This is a genomic window from Xanthobacter autotrophicus (assembly GCF_005871085.1).
GTDB classification, from domain to species: Bacteria; Pseudomonadota; Alphaproteobacteria; order Rhizobiales; family Xanthobacteraceae; genus Xanthobacter; species Xanthobacter autotrophicus.
Genome location: NZ_VAUP01000035.1, coordinates 155,510 through 172,799, shown reverse-complemented (window position 1 = coordinate 172,799; position 17,290 = coordinate 155,510). Strand labels below are relative to the sequence as shown.

22 protein-coding genes and 1 tRNA gene are annotated in these 17,290 nt (G+C 64.6%); 5 read left to right on the top strand and 18 right to left on the bottom strand.

The features are described 5' to 3' along the window. Positions 1–178: 178 nt before the first annotated feature. Positions 179–448: a glycine zipper domain-containing protein gene (locus FBQ73_RS16835; protein ID WP_138400646.1), complete on the bottom strand. Its 270-nt coding sequence runs from the start codon at positions 446–448 to the stop codon at positions 179–181. Positions 449–497: 49 nt separating this feature from the next. Continuing rightward, entirely contained in the window at positions 498–932 is a 435-nt protein-coding gene (locus FBQ73_RS16830; protein ID WP_138400645.1) for a hypothetical protein, read from the bottom strand. Between the two features lie 322 nt (positions 933–1,254). On the opposite strand from FBQ73_RS16830, the gene otsB reads away from it, so the two are divergent. From otsB to FBQ73_RS16815, 3 genes are all read left to right on the top strand, one after another. Continuing rightward, positions 1,255–2,043, top strand: a complete 789-nt coding sequence (gene otsB / locus FBQ73_RS16825) for a trehalose-phosphatase (RefSeq protein WP_138400644.1) — start codon at positions 1,255–1,257, stop codon at positions 2,041–2,043. Positions 2,044–2,048: 5 nt separating this feature from the next. After that, entirely contained in the window at positions 2,049–3,527 is a 1,479-nt protein-coding gene (otsA, locus tag FBQ73_RS16820) for an alpha,alpha-trehalose-phosphate synthase (UDP-forming) (RefSeq protein ID WP_138400643.1), read from the top strand. Positions 3,528–3,843: 316 nt separating this feature from the next. Beyond that, positions 3,844–3,930, top strand: a tRNA-Leu gene (locus FBQ73_RS16815). Positions 3,931–4,114: 184 nt separating this feature from the next. Here FBQ73_RS16815 and FBQ73_RS16810 read toward each other — a convergent pair. From FBQ73_RS16810 to FBQ73_RS16800, 3 genes are read right to left on the bottom strand one after another with little or no spacing between them, the layout of a single operon-like run. Further along, positions 4,115–4,411, bottom strand: a complete 297-nt coding sequence (locus FBQ73_RS16810; RefSeq protein WP_138400642.1) for a hypothetical protein — start codon at positions 4,409–4,411, stop codon at positions 4,115–4,117. Further along, the gene (locus FBQ73_RS16805) at positions 4,408–4,596 is read right to left on the bottom strand and encodes a hypothetical protein (RefSeq protein ID WP_138400641.1); all 189 of its coding nucleotides are present in this window, start codon (positions 4,594–4,596) and stop codon (positions 4,408–4,410) included. The genes FBQ73_RS16810 and FBQ73_RS16805 overlap by 4 nt, the downstream gene beginning before the upstream one ends. Continuing rightward, positions 4,596–5,327 carry a hypothetical protein gene (locus FBQ73_RS16800; RefSeq protein WP_138400640.1) on the bottom strand — a complete coding sequence of 244 codons (732 nt, stop codon included), beginning with the start codon at positions 5,325–5,327 and terminating at the stop codon, positions 4,596–4,598. The genes FBQ73_RS16805 and FBQ73_RS16800 overlap by 1 nt, the downstream gene beginning before the upstream one ends. Positions 5,328–5,417: 90 nt before the next feature. On the opposite strand from FBQ73_RS16800, the gene FBQ73_RS16795 reads away from it, so the two are divergent. Then, positions 5,418–5,651 (top strand): helix-turn-helix domain-containing protein, encoded by a 234-nt coding sequence (locus FBQ73_RS16795; RefSeq protein WP_138400639.1) that lies wholly within the window; start codon positions 5,418–5,420, stop codon positions 5,649–5,651. A gap of 33 nt (positions 5,652–5,684) precedes the next feature. Here the strand turns inward: FBQ73_RS16795 and FBQ73_RS16790 are convergent, their stop codons facing one another. The 3 genes from FBQ73_RS16790 to FBQ73_RS16780 form a co-directional block, all read right to left on the bottom strand. Further along, complete coding sequence (locus FBQ73_RS16790) at positions 5,685–6,191, bottom strand: hypothetical protein (protein ID WP_138400638.1); 507 nt, start codon at positions 6,189–6,191, stop codon at positions 5,685–5,687. A 245-nt stretch (positions 6,192–6,436) separates the two neighbouring features. Then, positions 6,437–6,775 carry a hypothetical protein gene (locus tag FBQ73_RS16785; RefSeq protein WP_138400637.1) on the bottom strand — a complete coding sequence of 113 codons (339 nt, stop codon included), beginning with the start codon at positions 6,773–6,775 and terminating at the stop codon, positions 6,437–6,439. Positions 6,776–7,054: 279 nt separating this feature from the next. Continuing rightward, positions 7,055–7,375 (bottom strand): hypothetical protein, encoded by a 321-nt coding sequence (locus tag FBQ73_RS16780; RefSeq protein WP_138400636.1) that lies wholly within the window; start codon positions 7,373–7,375, stop codon positions 7,055–7,057. A 294-nt stretch (positions 7,376–7,669) separates the two neighbouring features. Between FBQ73_RS16780 and FBQ73_RS16775 the strand changes: the two genes are divergently transcribed. After that, positions 7,670–7,939: a site-specific integrase gene (locus FBQ73_RS16775; protein WP_138400635.1), complete on the top strand. Its 270-nt coding sequence runs from the start codon at positions 7,670–7,672 to the stop codon at positions 7,937–7,939. A 335-nt stretch (positions 7,940–8,274) separates the two neighbouring features. On the opposite strand, the gene FBQ73_RS16770 is transcribed toward FBQ73_RS16775, so the two are convergent. The 10 genes from FBQ73_RS16770 to FBQ73_RS16725 form a co-directional block, all read right to left on the bottom strand. Further along, positions 8,275–10,239 carry an autotransporter domain-containing protein gene (locus tag FBQ73_RS16770; RefSeq protein WP_138400634.1) on the bottom strand — a complete coding sequence of 655 codons (1,965 nt, stop codon included), beginning with the start codon at positions 10,237–10,239 and terminating at the stop codon, positions 8,275–8,277. Between the two features lie 121 nt (positions 10,240–10,360). Beyond that, positions 10,361–11,065 carry an AraC family transcriptional regulator gene (locus FBQ73_RS16765; protein WP_246089762.1) on the bottom strand — a complete coding sequence of 235 codons (705 nt, stop codon included), beginning with the start codon at positions 11,063–11,065 and terminating at the stop codon, positions 10,361–10,363. Positions 11,066–11,942: 877 nt separating this feature from the next. Next, a complete protein-coding gene (locus tag FBQ73_RS23275) occupies positions 11,943–12,116 on the bottom strand; it encodes an anti-sigma factor domain-containing protein (protein WP_246089744.1) in 174 nt (57 codons plus the stop codon). 564 nt (positions 12,117–12,680) lie between these two features. Continuing rightward, positions 12,681–13,058, bottom strand: coding sequence for an HNH endonuclease signature motif containing protein (locus tag FBQ73_RS16755; RefSeq protein ID WP_138400632.1), 378 nt, complete (start codon positions 13,056–13,058; stop codon positions 12,681–12,683). 90 nt (positions 13,059–13,148) lie between these two features. After that, positions 13,149–13,346 (bottom strand): hypothetical protein, encoded by a 198-nt coding sequence (locus FBQ73_RS16750; RefSeq protein WP_138400631.1) that lies wholly within the window; start codon positions 13,344–13,346, stop codon positions 13,149–13,151. 76 nt (positions 13,347–13,422) lie between these two features. Next, complete coding sequence (locus FBQ73_RS16745; protein WP_138400630.1) at positions 13,423–14,022, bottom strand: hypothetical protein; 600 nt, start codon at positions 14,020–14,022, stop codon at positions 13,423–13,425. A 4-nt stretch (positions 14,023–14,026) separates the two neighbouring features. Further along, positions 14,027–15,532 carry a YfjI family protein gene (locus FBQ73_RS16740; protein ID WP_138400816.1) on the bottom strand — a complete coding sequence of 502 codons (1,506 nt, stop codon included), beginning with the start codon at positions 15,530–15,532 and terminating at the stop codon, positions 14,027–14,029. Positions 15,533–16,200: 668 nt separating this feature from the next. After that, on the bottom strand, positions 16,201–16,500 hold the full coding sequence (locus FBQ73_RS16735; protein WP_138400629.1) for a hypothetical protein: 300 nt from the start codon (positions 16,498–16,500) through the stop codon (positions 16,201–16,203). Continuing rightward, positions 16,497–16,949: a RuvC family protein gene (locus tag FBQ73_RS16730; protein WP_138400628.1), complete on the bottom strand. Its 453-nt coding sequence runs from the start codon at positions 16,947–16,949 to the stop codon at positions 16,497–16,499. The genes FBQ73_RS16735 and FBQ73_RS16730 overlap by 4 nt, the downstream gene beginning before the upstream one ends. Positions 16,950–16,985: 36 nt before the next feature. Further along, on the bottom strand, positions 16,986–17,204 hold the full coding sequence (locus FBQ73_RS16725; RefSeq protein ID WP_138400627.1) for a helix-turn-helix transcriptional regulator: 219 nt from the start codon (positions 17,202–17,204) through the stop codon (positions 16,986–16,988). Positions 17,205–17,290 lie beyond the last annotated feature (86 nt).

Sequence of the window (17,290 nt, the reverse complement as noted above, 5' to 3'; positions counted from 1 at the left end):
GGTCCGCTGGTGCGGGCCCGCCCGAAGTTGCTTGGAGTACGCTTGTTATGACCGCTTAAGGTAAATGCCCCGTTGATCCGACGTTGATCCAGTCTGGGCTTCCACAACCGCAGGGCGTCCGCAGACAAAAAAGGGGCGCCGGAGGGCGCCCCTTCATCATGCGGATGAGCCAGTGCCCTCAGGGGCACTGCACCCGGTAGCGGTTGCCGTAGGAATCGCGCGCCCAGCAGGCCCGCGGGGTCGTCTCGGCGCCAATGATCGCACCTGTACCGGCGCCGATCAGGCCGCCCACCAGAGCGCCCGTGCCCGACCCCGTCGCCGCAGCGCCGATGAGTGCGCCCGTGCCGCCGCCGATCACCGCGCCGCCCACGGCCCGGTCCTGCCGCGAATATTCGCTGCAGCCCGCCAGCCCCAGCGCCAGCGCGCACACCATGAGAGCCGCTTTCATCATGTTCTCCCTTGCCTGATCCCGGCATCAGGCCGGGTCTCGGTCCAAATCACTTTTCCACTCCCGACGCCGACCGGCGGTCGCCCTTCGGCGTGAAGGGTGCCGGGCGGCGTTTGCCTCCCGACGCTAGGGCATATAGCACGCAGCCCACACCGGCGCCCACTGCCACCGCAGCGACAATCACCGCCACAGAGGGCGGCGGGGCGGCCACGTGCCGCCGCAGGTCCGGCAGGTGGACCTCCGGCAGGTGGACCTGCGGCAGGTGGATGTTGGACAGGCCCACCTTGGACAGGGGGGCTTTGTGCAGATGGCTTTGCAGATCATCGGCCCGCTCGGAAATCCAGTCCTGGGCCTCCGACGCCATCCGCTGCAATCCGCCCGGCCTCGGCCACAGGGCGGACTGGAGGTCATCCAGTTCGTCCTTCAGCGCCCCGATCCGCCGGCTGATCCTGTCAGCGGTGGTTTCCCTGTGCCATCCCAGCATCGACCATTCTCCTGAGCCCGCGCCCACCGGATCTCGACGCGATCCGAGTGCGGGCTCCTGTCTTGAGATGTGAGAGCGGATGCGCCAATCCGATGGACATCATCCGACCGCATCCCGCTCATGAGCCCTTGATCAAACGCCCTGCGAAGGTTCCGGTTCCGTTGTTTCTCGGGTGTTTGCGCAGGTATGGCGGCATTGCGTCGAAGATGGGGGGGAACCATGGCTAGGCCGCGGGCGTTATGGAGACTGTAATCCGATAGGGAGGTGGTTTGTGCTGACCGCGCTGCACCCATCCGCGACTCGAGCCGAGACCCGAGGTGAAATGTCTGGAACACCGTCTGATGCGCCCGGCTCCGAAGCGCTGTTTCCGGCGGTGTGCGCGCAGGTGCGGACCGATACCCACGCCTTCTTCCTCGACGTGGATGGCAGCCTGATCGACATCGCGGAGCATCCCGACGCGGTGCGGATTCCCGAGCAGCTTCCCCAGATCCTGGCCACGCTGGCGGAGCAGGCGGACGGGGCGTTGGCGCTCGTCAGCGGGCGCACCATCCAATCCCTCGACTTCCTGCTGCATCCGTTCGGCTTCGCCGCGGCGGGCAGCCACGGCGCCCAGATGCGTCTTGCGCCCGACGGCAAGATCCTCTCCGCGCCGCCCCTCGATGCCGTGCTCACCAGTACCGTGAAGGCGCTGGTGGAGGGATTTGACGGTGTGTTCGCCGAGGACAAGGGCACCGCCATCGCCGTCCACTACCGCGCCGCCCCCGATGCCGCGCCGCGCCTCGAGCGCGCGCTTCTGGACATCCTCGGCGCCCGGCAGGATGTGCGCCTCATGCCCGGCCATTGCGTGTTCGAGGTGAAGCCCGCGAGCCTCGACAAGGGCACGGCGGTGGCCGACTTCATGGGCCGTGCCCCGTTTGCCGGGCGCATTCCCCTCTTCATCGGCGACGATATCACCGACGAGGCCGGTTTCAGCGCCGTCACCGCGCGCGGTGGTCTGGCGCTGGCGGTCGGCACGCCCCGGCCGGGCACCCATGGGGTGCTCGCCGATCCCCGGTCGGTCCGGGCCTTTCTCACCCACCTCGCGGCGGCGCCGCGGCAACGACGGAGGTGACCCTCGTGTCTCGCATCGTGGTCGTATCCAATCGTGTGGCGGTCCCCCAGCGCTCGGGGGTCACCGCCGGCGGGCTGGCTGTGGCGGTCAATGCCGCCCTCAAGGACAAGGGCGGGATCTGGTTCGGCTGGAGCGGGCGCATCTGTCCCGAGCCGTCCGAGATCCCGGAAGTGACACGCAAGGCCGGCATCACCTATGCGGTGGTGGACCTGAAGGCCGAGGACCATCAGGAATATTACAACGGCTTCGCCAACCGGGTGCTGTGGCCGGTGCTGCACTACCGGGTAGATCTCTCCGAATTCTTCCGGTCCGATCTGTCCGGCTACATCCGGGTGAACCGCAAGTTCGCCGATCACCTGGAAAAGATCATCCGCCCCGACGACATCCTGTGGATCCATGACTATCACATGATGCCGCTCGCCAAATATCTGCGCGAGCGCGGCCACAGGAACCGCATCGGCTTCTTCCTTCACATTCCTATGCCGCCGTCGGATATCGTCCAGGCCCTGCCGCAGCACGGCGAGACCGTGGGCGCGCTCGCCTATTACGATCTCGTCGGCTTCCAGACCGAGGGCGACCGGGACAATTTCGCCCATTATCTGGAGACCCGCGGCGGCCAGATGACGCCTGACGGCACCGGCGTCGACATCGGGGGGCGGCGGGTCAAGCTCGGCACCTTCCCGGTGGGCATCGAGACCGCGGCTTTCGCCCGGCGGGCGCGGCATGCCAGCCGCGCCGCCTTCGTGAAATCGTTCCGCGACAGCCTGGTGGGCAAGAAGCTCATCATCGGCGTGGATCGGCTGGACTATTCCAAGGGCATCCCCAACCGGCTCGATGCCTACGAGCACTTCCTGAAAACCCGGCCCGACTGGCACGAGCGGGTCACCTTCGTGCAGATCACGCCCAAGAGCCGGACCGACGTGCCGGAATATCAGGAGATGGACCGCTACGTCTCCCACAAGGCCGGACAGATCAACGGCGCCTATTCCGACGTGTCCTGGACGCCGCTGCGCTATGTGAACCGCACCTATTCGCGCTCGGCGCTGGCGGGCTTCTACCGGGCCGCCCACGTGGCCATGGTGACGCCCCTGCGCGACGGCATGAACCTTGTCGCCAAGGAATATGTGGCGGCCCAGGACCCCGCCGATCCCGGCGTGCTCATCCTGTCCCAGTTCGCCGGGGCGGCGGCGGAGATGGGTACGGGCGCGCTCATCGTGAACCCGCACGACACCGAGGGCATGGCCAACGCCCTGCGCCGGGCGCTGGAGATGCCGCTCGCCGAACGGCGCGAGCGCTACGCGCGGATGATGCAGGTGCTGGAGGCGCGCGACATCGACCGCTGGGCGGCGGATTATCTCGCCGCGCTGGCGCCGGAGACCGCGACGGTGGAACGGCGCGGCGTGAGCCTGCCAAGGGCCGCCATCCGCAGCGTGGTGCGCCTGCCCGGCGCCTGGCGCTCTGACTTCCTGCCCCGAGGGGTTTGACCGGAAGTTTGACCCGGGGCGTGAACGCCCCCCTTGCCGCTCTGTTGCCGCGCCGGCCCCTTGCCGCTATAGCAGCGCGAGCGGCTGGCACTGCCACGTTGGCGTCTTGTCTCAGACAGGCGGTCGCGCGTGGTGAGCCCGGCGAACGCTGGACTTGAAGCGAGATATGGCCCTTCCGCGCCGCATGATCGTGGAGGGCTGTGGAGGCGTTTGAAGTCGAAGGTCTGGTAGGGTAGGACAAGGCGGTCGAGGACGGCTCGAAAGGTGCTGACTGCACACAGGTGCGGAGCGCCGAGGCCAGAATCGGCGGCCATGTGCGGGCGTGGCGGAACTGGTAGACGCAGCGGACTCAAAATCCGCCGTCCTCACGGATATGTCGGTTCGAGTCCGACCGCCCGCACCATTTTTTCAGAAATTTACCTTTATTTTCAATATATTGGCCGTAGTGCATCGATTTCAATCCACCCCCGTGTCCACCTTTTGCCGTTCGGTGGACCGTCCCCGCTATCGCCTCGCGCGTAGGGGTGCGTACCAAGTGCGAACCAGCCGCGCCGATCGACCTGGCACCGCTCTCGAATTGGCGGATTTCACCCATGTTCATCGGTCGGGGTCTGTTGTCCTTCGGCGAGCGCCCGCTCGATGCACATGCGCGCCAGCTCCAGCTTCGCCCGGTTCACATCCCGGTGGCGTTCGGAGAAGCGCCGCTTGCGGGCGCCGTCCACCAGCCGCTTGGCGAACAGCAGCAATTGATCGTCGCGGATGAGGGGAACGATGGCCGCCAAGTCACCCGCGGCCGGCGCCATGATGACGCTCGCGGCGTCGAGGATGAACGGCGCGCCGGGCACATGCAGGACGCGGCCGTCCTTGAGGCTGACGCTGCTCATGGGCGCTTTCCATCCAGCAAGGCCTTCATTTCGGCCAAGGCCTCACGCAGCAGCTCGCAGGCCTCCTCCGGGAATGGTGAAGGGCTGTCCAGGATGTCCAACGCCAGAAAGATGCAGTCGTGGATGTTGAACAGGGCGGTGCGCGGAGGCGCTGCGGCGCGTGGCGCGGTGGCGCGCTTGGGCATCAGGCAGTCTCCCCGACGGCGAAGGCGCGATCGCCGGCCCGGGCGGCCGCTTGCTCGATCCGCTCGAAGAAGGCCGTCAGCGGCTCGTCGTCTTCGCCGCAGCCCCAATGCCGCAGGATCTGGCTTTGGCGCGCGGCGACGCTGAAGTCAGTCGCCGGCAGGGCGAGGATGCGCCGTTCAATGTCGGTGAGGGCGGTGTCTGCCACATCCCAGGCGTCCCATGCCTCTTCGAGGCCGCACTGTTCCCACAGGTCGCAGAGGTGGCGGTTATAGGCGTCCATCACCTCCGCCCTCCGCAGGCATCCCGCCTTGAACGCCGCGGCCGTTGCCCCCGTGATCTTCGCGGCGATCTCGCGCCACTCGGCGCCGTCGCCCCAAATGATGCACGAGCCGTCCGCCTGCCGTGTCTCCTGCCACTCGACGCCATAGCCGAACAGAGCCGGATGGGCGCGCGCCTCCTTCGGCAGCGGCGGCTTGAGGGCGTTGTAGCGGGCCTTTGCGGCATCGTGGATGGCCTTCAACTTCTCGGCTTCGGCCTTCAGGCGCAGGCGTTCGGGCCAAAGCGAGGTGAGAGCTGCGCTCCCGGCCGCTGCCGCCTCAACCTTCGGCAGGACGGCCACGGGCATCGCCAGAGCGGCGACGGTACCTAGCGCACCGCCAGCTTTGAGGAAGGCCCGGCGGGTGGTGACAGGCAAAGTGGTGGCGTTTGCCGCCGCGGCGGGCTTTGGCATTAAGGTTGCTCCGAGTGGTGATAAACACACCACTAACCATCAATCCATCACCGGTTTGATGTCAACCCTATTCGGTGATATTTTCACCATATGAAGTCAGTTCAATGCCGAATGGCCCGAGCCGCACTCAACTGGAGCACGCAGGAACTCGCCGCTAAGGCGGGCGTCGGCGTCAATACGGTCAACCGCTTCGAGGCGGGCCAGGACGCCCGCGTGAGCAGCGTAGATAAGATGCGGGCGGCCCTCGAAGCCGCAGGCGTCATCTTCGTTGCCGAGAACGGCGAGGGGCCGGGAGTGAGGCTGAGGAAGGAAAGGACCCCCTAAACCCTATGGGTGGGTCGGACTTGTCCTTCTCAATTACCGCGATGCAGGCGGAGGAGACCGACCGGAATCAGAAGGAGGGGAATCCGGATTGAACGACACGCCAGGCTTGGGGCAGGCAGTTACGGTGAAAGCGTCCAGACGAAATCCATCACTGCTTATATATATTCGCTCTATTTGGCCGCCTTCTCCGATAAAATAATTCAATGTCTGATCACTACAGACTGACATTATGACCCTTGCCCTATAAATATTGTACAATAATTTCTTATCAACTTTCATTTTTTCTTTTTCTTCATTGTATTCTTTATCTGTTTTGTTGACGATAAGATCAAACGACAATTTGACTCCATCGGCCCTGACGCCCTGCATGGTCTCGCTTGGGCTGAGTTGCATCGGCAATTTCGGAGCTAAAGAAGCTGCGGCCTTTGAAACAATGTCGCAAAGATTTGTCTTGGTTTTTGGGCCCGCGCATTCATCTGGGAGCGCCGGCGTCGCAATGGCGCCGATCGCAGCCGCAACAGAAATTACCTTCAGGTTCATGGCGTTCCTCGACACGCTTTTGCGATATGCGCAACCTAGGCGCGCCATTCGCGCACGTCGAGATGTTGTCTACGACCGCGAAAAGGATGCAGGAGTGAGTTGCCTGACGCAACAGCAGGCAGCGGCATACTGCGGCCTCACGGCCAGCGGCTTGAGGAGGCACCCAGCCCGAGCCAAAATCCTGATCTTCGGTGCGGTCAAATCCACTACCTCCTTGAGCGGATCATTACGCAGGGGTTGGTGTCTTACGATCGCCCCACCCGCGCCTCGACCAATCGCCGAAGGGTGGTGAGGATCGCGCGATAGGTCGCGTGCTCCTCCGGGACGATTGCGCCGTCCGCTCGGGCCATCCGGGATAGCCAGGATGGCAGATCCTCGGGAAAGGCACCTCGGTCCAGCGTGGCGTTGAGCGCTCGCGTGATGAGGTTCGGCGTGGGCTGGAGGGCGCACATTTCCTCCACCATGGCCGTGAGCATTTCGGTTTGGGCAATGGCGTGGGTGGTGCGCGCGCCCTGCCAAACCAGATCGGCGATGACGCCGACTTCCTCCTTGGTCAGTCTCTCATCCGCCTTGGCCATTGCCATCAGGAGTATCGCGGCCGGCCGTACCAGGTCGCGGAGTTCCTTCCGCATTGCGGCGACGTTCAGCTTCTTGGGCTGGGCGAAGCCTGTGTCGTCTCGCCGGCGAGCGGGGCCGGAGGGCGGCTCTGCGCCGATGGGTGCCAGCCCCTCGAGGAACCGATGGGGGTTGGCGATCAGCTCGCCCGTCCGACCGTTCGCGAAGGTGATGAAGTTGCTGACGATGAAGCAGCGGTATTGGTCCCGCAGGAGGCAATGGGCCGCGACCTGCAGCTTTTCAGCGCGCTAGATCACGCGCCTGAGGACGATATCCCGAGCGCTCTCCTGCCCCTTGCCGTCGCGATATTCGAGATAGAACAACCCGCCGATGACGTCGGGATCCTCGGGCCCACCGTGGTCCGCGGTGTCGTCGGCATCAATCTGCGGGGCCACGCGAGCCTTGGCCGAAAGCGCCGCGCTACGTGAATTCAGCGCCATTGCACCAGCCCTTCCCGAACCGCGCTCTCCGTCATCTCGCCCGCCATGCCATTGCCCGATGCCCGCATATGTTGCATCGGAACCCAGAGCAGAGTCTACGGCTGCGCTCGGCTTCGAGGTGGCGTCCATGGGCGTGGAGCTTGCTTGACGGCCCCGGATGCCGACGAGCCACTGCATCAACCACAAAGCATTGCGCGCACAGGCTTTGTGAGACATCGTGCCACTGCATCACGACCGAATTCCGTCAAGTCTCCATCAAGTTTGAACGGGCTCGGCTTCGGCACCGCTGCGCTGGCGTTGTAGGGCGGATGGGGATGGAAATGGCATCACGCAGCCGCAGCGACGAAGCCTATGTGATCGACCTGTGCGACCGGCTTCTCGGGACGCAGGCTCTCCAAGGCGAAGCGCACGCTGGAAGAGCGAGTGCACAAGGCGCGGCTCAAGGCCGATCCGGCCGCCAAGCCCATGCCGCACTGGACGCTGCACGACCTGCGACGCACCGGCGCCACCATGATGAATGAGAGCCCTCCCTTGGGCCTCGGGATGCAGCCGCATATCGTGGAGGCGATCCTCAACCACGTGAGCGGCACGCGGGCGGGCGTGGCGGGCATCTACAATCGGGCGCTCTACCTCGCCGAGAAGACAGCCGCGCTGGAGGCGTGGGGAAGGTATGTGGTGAGGCTCGCCGCCTGAAACGAAAAGGCCCCGCACGCGGCGGGGCCAAGGGGCCAAGATGGCTCGCCTTCTACGCCACGGGAAACTAGACGCTCCGATGCAGCCACCTCAAGCGAAGGCGCTGCGTTAGTCTCGGCCCGAAGACGCGTCCAGCAGTTGGGCAATCGCATCGAATGAGCAGAGATGACCGAAAGCCGACAACACGCACGCCGCTCCATCTGGAAGGTCCACGTGCATATAGTGATGTCTGCAAGCTGCTGCAACGCGAAGCCCAGCCGTGAAACCGGGCCACGCATGCGCCCCGCGCGCCCCAAACGAAGACGTGAGGTGGGATGCGGAAGCGAAAGCCTGTTTCAGAACTGGTACCGGACACCGGCGCTGAGCGTGCTGTCGTTACCGCCAGATCGGGCAAAACTGGTCGAGCCAGTCAGCACCCCGCTCAGTCCGTTGCCGAAACTGAGATCCAAACCGCCTGCAACGCGGCCATACAGATCATCACTAGGGTTGCCCGTTTGAGTTCTGATCAGGAGCGTGGGCGCGTATGTCTGATAAGAGGTCACCGTGCGCACGCCATCGAGGAAGTCGTGCTGGGCGGTTACGGCCAGGAAGGGGGTGGCGGTGCCGCCGAAGATCGGCAATACGGTCCGAATTTCGACACCACCCCCAGCCGTCAGGCCTTCCAGATTTTGCTGCTGTGTGCCGATGGTCAGTAGGCTGTCACCACGCTCGCGGTAGGCATCGACGCTGACGTTGGCATAAGCCATTTCACCGACCGGACCGGCCTTGAAGGTGCCGAAGTCGAACAAGTACCCCGTGCGGGCCGCGACCGTGAACGTGTCGCCGGACGGCGAGGCGGTTAGGCGGTCGTTCATCACCCCCGGCCGCTCGAGGTCGTAGTTGTTGCGGCCGTAGGTCCCGACCACGTCGGCGAAGAAGTTGGGGAATGACAGCGAGGCAAAGCCGGCGCCCTGGAAGCTATCCATGTCGATCCGGCCATTGGTTAGACCGCCCAGATCGACACTGGTGCTGAGGTAGTTGAAGGCTGCGCCGAGCACGAGGTTGGGCGTGGCCTGATACAGTAAGCCGGCAGTGAAGCCGCCGAACTCGGCACTGAACGTATTGCCGATGCTGCCTCCACCCTGCAGGGTCTGGGCGGTGCGGTCAACGTTGAGGTAGGTACCCAGCGCAAACATCGAAAGCGGACTGTCGACCTGAACCGGGATAGTGACTGGCGGGGCTTTGCGGGCGGGCAGATCGGCGGCGAAGGCGGCAGGCACCGACATCACCATGTTGCGGCGACGCTCGGCACTGAGGAAGTCGATCAAGGTCGATGAGAACGCCACGCCGGCGCTCTGGCCAAGCTCGCCTTGTGGACCGATCGTCAGCGGAGCATTCAATTGGTTGGCCAGGTAGGCCGCTATGATTTGGTTGGTCCGTCCAGTGTTGTGGATCCCATCCGGCGAGATGTACTGGTTCTCGATGGCGCCGTTGTTGGCGGTCCCATTGAGCTTACAGGCGGGAACAGAGAAGCATGGTGTGTTCGCATCCGGCCCGAACCCGTAAGCAGTCGGGTTGGCGCGAATGCGGTCGATCAAGGTGGCGACATCGAAGTAATGAATATTCAAACCAGCCGCGGAGAGGGGCGTCAGTGCATCGGGCAAGGCCGCATTGATCGCGCGGGCAACATCATTTCCTGCCAAAGGCAGTTGAAGCACCCCTAAATCTGCCACTCCGGTGCGGTCAGCCTTCTGGTTGAAGACAACGAACTCGCGCCCACCTGCGGTGGCGAGGCGCTTGATAGCGGTGACGGTGTTGCCGACGATATCAGCGACGGCTTGCGCTTTTTGCTGCGCTGTGCCCGTCGCGATTGGCGTGATATCGTTATATCCGATCCAAATGTTCAGCAGGTCGCGCGGCCCGAAACGTCCCACGCGCGAAGTCGCCTGATCTATTTGATCCGGAAGCCCCCAGGCGAAAGCGGGTGAAGAGGCGGGAGAGGGATCCTGATGAACCGATCGAGCGCCACCGACGGCAAAGTCATTGTTGGCGTTGTAGGGCGTGCCGATCAGTCCTGGCACGGCTTCGAAGAATACGGGAGCATTACCCCATCGGCCGCCTTCGTAAACGTTGGCGCCCGATGCGAGGTTTAAGTTGCCCGATGGGCTGTATCCATTGGCTTCCCTAGGTATGCGTCCGTTGTCGGTCAGACTATCGCCGAAGCCAAAATATCGCGTATAATAAGCTGTCTGGGCCTGAGCCGCCGTTGCACCTGCCAGCATTGTTGTCAGAGCAAGTCCAAGCTTGAAACTGCTCTTCATGGCGTTGTCCTCCCGAAATTATTTTTTGCGGGAGTATTGTTAGGTTCCGGGGTGAGCGTCTGTCTTTGAAGATCCTGCCGAATTTGTAAAATCCTGCCAGGTAGTCCGCGGCGGAAAGTAGTTACTTTGTCGTGTTGCTGAAATGTGACGGCGGCGCGCCGAGGAGTTTCCGGAAAGTGTGGGACATATGGGCCTGGTCGTAAAAGCCAACCGCCAGCGCAACCTCCGACAGGCTCAGCTGACCGGCGATGATCAATTGCCTCGCGCGCTCCGTACGTTGCATCAGGATGTACCGGTAGGGCGACATTCCGGTCGCCCGCAGAACCTCGCGGTGGAGTTGCCGAACGCTGACGCCCATATCGGCGGCGAGATCCTCCAGGCTGAACGGCTTGGCCAAGTGGGCATCGATCCACTCACGATATTTCCCAAATTCGCGCTGCGATCCGGCGGTCCTTGGGTGCGAACCATATTTAACAGGAGTGTCGGCGATGAGCCGCAGTAGCAGCGCCGTGACAATCGTTTCGCCCAGTAATGGTCCGCTTTGGTGTCCGCTTGCGACATCCATGTGCATAGCGCTCATCAAATGATGAATGATTGGGTCGAGGCCATTCTTCCTTTCGAAGGAATCGCGTCGAAAAGCTTTATGCGTTAACCGCTCGACCGCATCTTGATCAATAAAAAGATGAATTCCTCGTTGGGCGCCTTGCCATGCCCCGTACGGCGTGTCCCAGGGCAATATAAGCTGTGGGCCGGTCGGAAAATCAAAAAACGGCTTCCTCATTCCGCCATAGCGGACCTTTATCGGACCACTCACCTGAGAAATCATCAAGGGTAGGGACGTTCTTGATGCATCTTCCTTAAACGTGCCCTCGGCAGGAACAGCGATCTCTTGGAAATCGAAGCCTCGCCACCCGGACCGAGAACTCGATGACAATATGGTCACCGGAGCCGACAACGGTGACCATCGTTGTGAAGGTGGCGGATCGGCGTTCATATGTAGCGTGTCAATCTGTGTGAGAGGTCCGCGACAATTACGATGGTAATCCGGTGTCGCAGCCACCACGATATTCGCGATGTTGATTGTGACGCGCAAGAGGTTTTTGATATTGACTGTCGCTGCACTTCAACCGCTTGAATTGACATTCAATTCGAAGATCGTGGCGTGGCGGACCAACCGATCCACGGCGGCGAGGGTCATGGCGGTATCAAGACCTTGTTCCATAGCCCGAAAGGTGGGTGGGGCGATGAGCATGCCTCAGCCAGGATGTCTACTTCCCAGGATGTGACCCAATGTCGGCTTTCGGCGGGCTGGTCAAGTTCCGCTTCTGGCGCATTAAGCCGCCCTCTTCCACCAGCACCACCTGCGCCGCCTCGCTCATTAGGCGAACGGCATCGCTGTGAGGAGATGGTATTATGTGGGGTGGTGCTCTGTGGCGAGTAAATCGGCCACAAACCATTGCAGCGCAATCGGTCTGGGTGGTGACCTCGCGCCGAGGAAATCACCCCTCGATCTGATCGAGGAAGTGAGGCGGGGCAGCGTCAACGCGTAACCGATCCTTACAAGTTGGGCTGCATCGAACCGCCAAGGATCCTTGGCGGTTCGGCCCCGCCCCCTCTCTTCCGCCAGCCACGCCTCCATCGCCGCAGCCGCCAGCCGGCCAACCGCCTGATGCGTCAACTCCACCTGCTCCGCTGCCAGAGCCTCACAGCGCGCGGCTGGCGGTGCCTTTCATCAGGATGGGGCCGGTGGGGCGGCCGGTGGGGGAGCCGCCGGCGGGTTCGAGAGTCACCTCGAAGAGCTGCTCCGGCACCGCCGTGGGCAGGCCTTTGAGTTGCAGGTCGAGGCTGCGCAGGGCATCCACCAGGCCCACCGACACTGGACCGCGCTTCCCGATCCCACAGGGTCCAGACCTGAAGCGCCTTGCCCTCCGGCGCCCGCAGCGCGGCGAGCGGCACCAGCTCGGCGAGGCCGTCCCTGAAGGCGTTGACCACCGCCGCCGGCCGGTTGCCACCGGACAGCAGCACGGCGACCAGCACCGGCGCGCGCGCGGTCCGCGCATCTGGAAGCCGAGGCCGATAGCGAGCAGCAGTGCCGCGGCGGTAGCCCCCATTCTGGCGGCCCTGTCCCACAGGGGCCTGATCGCAACGGCAGTCGGCGGAAAGAGCTTTTCGTTGCGCCGGGCGGCCTGATGAAGTCGGGCTTGAAGGCCTATTTCAGGCCCGAGCTGATCGAGAATGGCGGCGTTGCGTCATTCCCCCGACGGAAAAAACACCAATTGGGCTCCATCTCGCGCGGAGGGGCCCCACTGGTCCTGCGGCGAAGGGGGAAAGTCTGAAACCACCCCCCTCCCTCGGTCGGTACCGCCGACGGCTTCAGGGCCTCGCCAGGCGGTTGCCGGTCGCGGCACTCTCCCCCACCGTAGGGGGGGGCCGCAGCCGCCTCACCGTCCTCCTGGCGTCCTGACGGGGTGGCCGAAGCCGCCTTCGTGCCTGGCGTTCTTCGAGCGGTTGCAGCGGCCGCACATGGGCTGCCAGTTGCTCTTGTCCCAGAACAGGGCCATGTCGCCCTTGGCCGGGATGCGGTGGTCTACCATCGTGGCAGGCTTGCCGCAGGACACGCAGGTCTGATGGCCAGGCTCGGCGAGGAAGGCCTTGCTGGCGGCGCGCCACTTGTCGGTGTAGCCGCGCTGGCTCGAGGTCGGTCGGCGGGCGTCATAATAGCGATCATAGTCCCGCTTGCGCTTGATCGCGCATTCGCACTTCACACCGTGCGGGACCTTCTTCCCGCAGCCGCAGATGTAGGGGGCATGGAACGGCATCGTCTCGTCTCTCCTTCCGAACTTGGTGAAATCGGTTCCTTTCCGCGAAGCCCGGAGCCGGGGGCGGGGTGCCGGTTCATCAGGTACCCATCAGGTAAAGCCGGGCGACTGGCGGATGCGGTGGTGACGGTCGGTGTCGGCCCGCCCCTCGCGGCTATGCCGGTCGATCCAGTCCCATGCCGCCGCGTTGCTGCTGAAGCCTTTGGCGATGGGTTCGCCCTCTTCGTCGATCACGTCGTGGGTGCCCTCGGCATTGGGTTCCACATGAAGATTGGTGCGGTCGTTCATCGGCTCATTCTTTCCTGATGGGGGATAGCTGATCGGATGGGGTGCGCCGGCGGGGCGGCGGGTTTCCACCTGGCGCTCATGACGCTCGCCCACCGGGCTTGAACACCTCGGCGCGGGCGATGCGCTCGGCGTCGGCACGGCGAAGGCCCGCGTCATATTCGAGGACAGCGGCCCGCTCATCGAAGGCCGCCTGCCAGTCCTCGGCATCCCAGCCGGCCAAGCGCGAAAAATGCGTGATCCGCTCCGGTGACGAACCGACAAAACCCTCAAAACCCACTCCGGTAAGGTTTTGAGGGTTTTGACAGGTCGGCTCCGAGGCGCAGGGCAGATTTTTTGGCGACGCCTGACGTTCCTTCGCCTCCCTGCTCCGCCCAGGTGCCGGGGGAGGCGTCGGTCCGGACGAAAAACGCTCCAGTCGCCCTGAGGCGGCACCCTCAAAACCCTCGAAACCACCCTCGTGGTGTCGGTGCACCCGTTCGCGGTTTTCGCTTTCGGCCGGACTGGGCACCCTCGAAACCCTCGAAACCCGCTCAACAGGGCTTGCGGATTTCGCCATTCGCTCAGAATGCGAACCCTCAAAACCCTCGAAACTGTATCCCGGTGGGTTTTGAGGGTTTTGGGGGTTTCGACAGTGGGCGTTTTCAGATTTTTTCAGCCCGTCGTACCAGTTGCCCATTGGCTCACCTCCCGAGGCTCGGGTGCCAGGCGTAGGCGATGGTCGGACGGCCACCTTTCGAGGCGGCCGGCTTCTCCACCTCGGCGCAATGGTTCGTGCCCACCAGCATGTCGATTGCCGCACTCACCGCATCCCGGTCAGAGAGACCAGCCCACGCCTTCTGATGGACATCGCGCGCCGTGAACGGACTGGGGAGCTGCGCCCGCCGCTCCACGATCAGGCGGGCGCCGTCCTCCACCACCGAGTTGCCGGAGGCATAGAGGCGGCTCGCGTGGCTGCGCAGGTAGTCGGCCCAGCCCAGCGCCCGACGGATCGCGTCCTCCCCCACCTCGAACCGGCCGCCTTCGATCAGCTCGAACAGCAAGGCGAGGCTGGCCACCGTCGCCGGCATCTTCAGCAGGTGGCTTTCCATGGTGGAGGACAGGACGCCCGAACGGGCCTCGCTCTGGATCTCTTCCATCCACTGGCGGAAGAGGTCCTGCGCCGCAGCCGAAAAGCGCATGATGAGAGGATGCTCGGTCGTGCCGGGAAGGCTTCCCGCCAGAGCGTCGAAGGCGGCCTGATAGCGCTCGCGCGCGTCCCGGTCGGGATGGCGGTCGGTCCATTTCCATTGGCCGATATCGTCCGGCCAGACCGCGAGCTGCAGGCGCTGGATCAGGCCGTCATTGCTGGCGCCCGTCATGGCGCCACGAACGATCGGGGCGATGCGCGAGGGCTGCACTCCGCCGATGAGGCTCAAGGTGCAGTTCTCGATCCGCACCGTGCCCCGGCCGATGCGGTCGTAGATGAACCGCCCGTCGCCGTTGAAGGCTTCAAGGTAGAAGGCGCGCTCGCCCTGGAATTCCTCCCGCTCCATGCGGGCAAGGAAGCCCGTCAGCTCGTCACGGATCAGCAGGAGGCCCCGCGGGTTCTGGTTCAGCAGTTCGCCCAGCTTCTCCACTGTGGCGTCGTTGACGATGAGCCGGGGACAGGGCTTCTCCTCTTCCTCATCATCGCCCGCCTGCGCCTCGAGGATGGCGCGGGCGCCGTCGCGGTCGCCATCCTTCAGAGCCTTCTCGGCGCGCTTCTTGGCATCCTTGGCGTCGAACACGGACAAGGTGTCGGCCACCGCATCGGCCCGCAGCTCGGCTTCCCAGGCCTCCCGCATGCGATCCTGAATGGCGTAGACGGGGGAGAGGGCAGATTGCATGGCCGGCGTCTTCATGGCGCTCGGCCGGCCGATGATGGCGCCCCACAGGTTCGGCACCACGGTCCAGTCGTCATTTTGCTTGGGTGCGATGCGCACCCGGTTGCCCACCACGGCGGCGAGGCCGCACAGGGCCGTCACGGCGGCAAAGTCCGGCGGCGCCTGCTGGCGATCCGCTACGTCCGTCACATAGCCGCCGATCGCCGCCGGAAGCAGTTCGGGGATGAAGGGCAGGACGGCGGGCAGGGAGGAGAGGATCGGCGCCGGGCCGGCGGGCCCCGCCATGGCCGCGGCGAGCGCATCCTCGATCAGCGACCATGCCATGCCCGCGGGAAGATCATCGGCAAGGTCCCATTTCTGCGGCAGGCCGTCGGGAAGCGTCACCACCTCGGCAAAGACGGCGCCGGCGGCGTGGGCGAGCGCGGCAACGTCGGCGGCATAGGCCGCGCCGGGCGCATCGCAATCGGGCCATATGGCGACACGGCGCCCGGCGAGTGGGCGCCAGTCCGCTTTGCGCGCGGCTTTCGATCCGCCGGGCGAGGTGATGACGACGTGATCGGGGAAGAGCTTGCCGGCGGCGTCGGCCACCTTCTCGCCCTCCACCACCAGCACGGGAGCCTCGGGGCGGGCGGCGAGGCGATCCAGTCCATAGAGCGGGCGCGGTTCAGGAAAGCCCTTGCATCGCCATCCGCGCTTGCCGTCCGGCCCCTCGCAGAAGGTGACGGGCCGCACCTGCTTGTCAGCGGGCACACCGTTCGCTGGCCGGTCGTACCGGACGATGCAGCCGAGGAAGCGGCCCTCGCCATCGCGATAGCGCCAGCCGGCCGTGAAGGCGTAGCCCGGCGGGGCGAAAGCCGAAAGGGTCGCGGTGGTGAGCTTGGGCGCATCCTCCGGAACGGGCAGGATCGGCCGCCATGGATCATTGTCCGGCAGGTCGGGCGCGGCTTCGAGTTCGTCGGCGCCGAGGGGAGCGAAGGGATCGGCGTGTTCCGTCATCTCACCGTTCCGGACAGTGCGAGCATATCGGCGATCCGCCGGGCGGCATCGGTCTGCGACAGGTCGAAGAGGAAGGCGGCGAGCGAGACCGGATCGCCGCCCTTGTCACCGGTGGCGAAGTCGGCCCACCGCCCGGTGGTGAGGTTCACCCGGAAGCTGCCGGGATGTCGGTCGGCGCGGCGCGGATTGCGGGCTACCCACTCGCGGCCTTCGCGGTGGCCAGCGGGGAGCCATCGCACCACCAGGGCGGGCAAAGCAGGGCGGGCGGCATCGTTGATGCCGTCGAAGTCGATCATCGCCCGCCTCCCCACACCTCGGAGCCGAAGCGGGCGATCAGGGCGGCTTCGGCGCGCCCATGGTCCTTCTTGCGGGCGAAGCACCCGGCGGCCGGCCACAGTCGCAAGGCGAGGGCGCGGGCCTTCTCCTTGTCTGCATCGAGGCGGAAGTGGCGTTTCCATGAGGTCGGCGCGACGAGGTTCGTCGGCACCTGCAGCGCGGACAGGGCGCCGATGATGGTCCCATGCGCCATGCCGAACTTGAAGGTGGAGGCGACGCCCTGCTTGGGCATGGCGTGTACCGCCTCCACGAACGCGGCCACCGGTCGGGTGCTGCGGATCAAAGCCGAGAACGTGGCGGCATCGATCTGGCCGCCGGCCACCGGCAGGTCGCCCGCGGCGAGCGTGCCGTCGGTGTGCAGCAGCGCCCATGCGCCCGAGATGCCCGGATCAATGCCGAGGACGGTCACGTCGTGTCTCCATGGGAAGGGGGAGCGGATGCCCGGTCACGCCTGGCACGCGGCCTCGGTCGCCACGGGCACACGGCGGGATTTGGCGCGCTCGATCACAGCTTCGAGTTCGGCCTGCGACCAGCGCGAAAGAGCACCGATCTTGATCGGCTTCGGCACGGTGCCGTCGGCCACCCGCCGCCAGAAGGTGGGCACGCTGATGTGGAGAAGCGCCGCGCCTTCGCGGGCAGTAAGCAGGTGATCGTTAGGGTTCATTGATTTGCCTCGCGGTTGAGTGATGCGAGGTGAAACTATCAATGAATTCAGAGGCTAACCGATGGTTCGCCCGCGATCTTGTTTCG

Coding starts and splice junctions, on each gene's coding strand:
- otsB (WP_138400644.1), top strand. CDS start 1,255: ATGTCTGGAACACCGTCTGATGCGCCCGGCTCCGAAGCGCTGTTTCCG.
- FBQ73_RS16800 (WP_138400640.1), bottom strand. CDS start 5,327: ATGCCAAAGCCCGCCGCGGCGGCAAACGCCACCACTTTGCCTGTCACC.
- FBQ73_RS16785 (WP_138400637.1), bottom strand. CDS start 6,775: ATGGCAATGGCCAAGGCGGATGAGAGACTGACCAAGGAGGAAGTCGGC.
- FBQ73_RS16795 (WP_138400639.1), top strand. CDS start 5,418: ATGAAGTCAGTTCAATGCCGAATGGCCCGAGCCGCACTCAACTGGAGC.
- FBQ73_RS16835 (WP_138400646.1), bottom strand. CDS start 448: ATGAAAGCGGCTCTCATGGTGTGCGCGCTGGCGCTGGGGCTGGCGGGC.
- FBQ73_RS16780 (WP_138400636.1), bottom strand. CDS start 7,375: ATGGACGCCACCTCGAAGCCGAGCGCAGCCGTAGACTCTGCTCTGGGT.
- FBQ73_RS16810 (WP_138400642.1), bottom strand. CDS start 4,411: ATGAGCAGCGTCAGCCTCAAGGACGGCCGCGTCCTGCATGTGCCCGGC.
- FBQ73_RS16805 (WP_138400641.1), bottom strand. CDS start 4,596: ATGCCCAAGCGCGCCACCGCGCCACGCGCCGCAGCGCCTCCGCGCACC.
- FBQ73_RS16765 (WP_246089762.1), bottom strand. CDS start 11,065: ATGATTTCTCAGGTGAGTGGTCCGATAAAGGTCCGCTATGGCGGAATG.
- FBQ73_RS16725 (WP_138400627.1), bottom strand. CDS start 17,204: ATGAACCCTAACGATCACCTGCTTACTGCCCGCGAAGGCGCGGCGCTT.
- FBQ73_RS16750 (WP_138400631.1), bottom strand. CDS start 13,346: ATGAACGACCGCACCAATCTTCATGTGGAACCCAATGCCGAGGGCACC.
- FBQ73_RS16735 (WP_138400629.1), bottom strand. CDS start 16,500: ATGATCGACTTCGACGGCATCAACGATGCCGCCCGCCCTGCTTTGCCC.
- FBQ73_RS16755 (WP_138400632.1), bottom strand. CDS start 13,058: ATGCCGTTCCATGCCCCCTACATCTGCGGCTGCGGGAAGAAGGTCCCG.
- FBQ73_RS16790 (WP_138400638.1), bottom strand. CDS start 6,191: ATGAACCTGAAGGTAATTTCTGTTGCGGCTGCGATCGGCGCCATTGCG.
- FBQ73_RS16830 (WP_138400645.1), bottom strand. CDS start 932: ATGCTGGGATGGCACAGGGAAACCACCGCTGACAGGATCAGCCGGCGG.
- FBQ73_RS16770 (WP_138400634.1), bottom strand. CDS start 10,239: ATGAAGAGCAGTTTCAAGCTTGGACTTGCTCTGACAACAATGCTGGCA.
- FBQ73_RS16740 (WP_138400816.1), bottom strand. CDS start 15,532: ATGGCATGGTCGCTGATCGAGGATGCGCTCGCCGCGGCCATGGCGGGG.
- FBQ73_RS16745 (WP_138400630.1), bottom strand. CDS start 14,022: ATGGGCAACTGGTACGACGGGCTGAAAAAATCTGAAAACGCCCACTGT.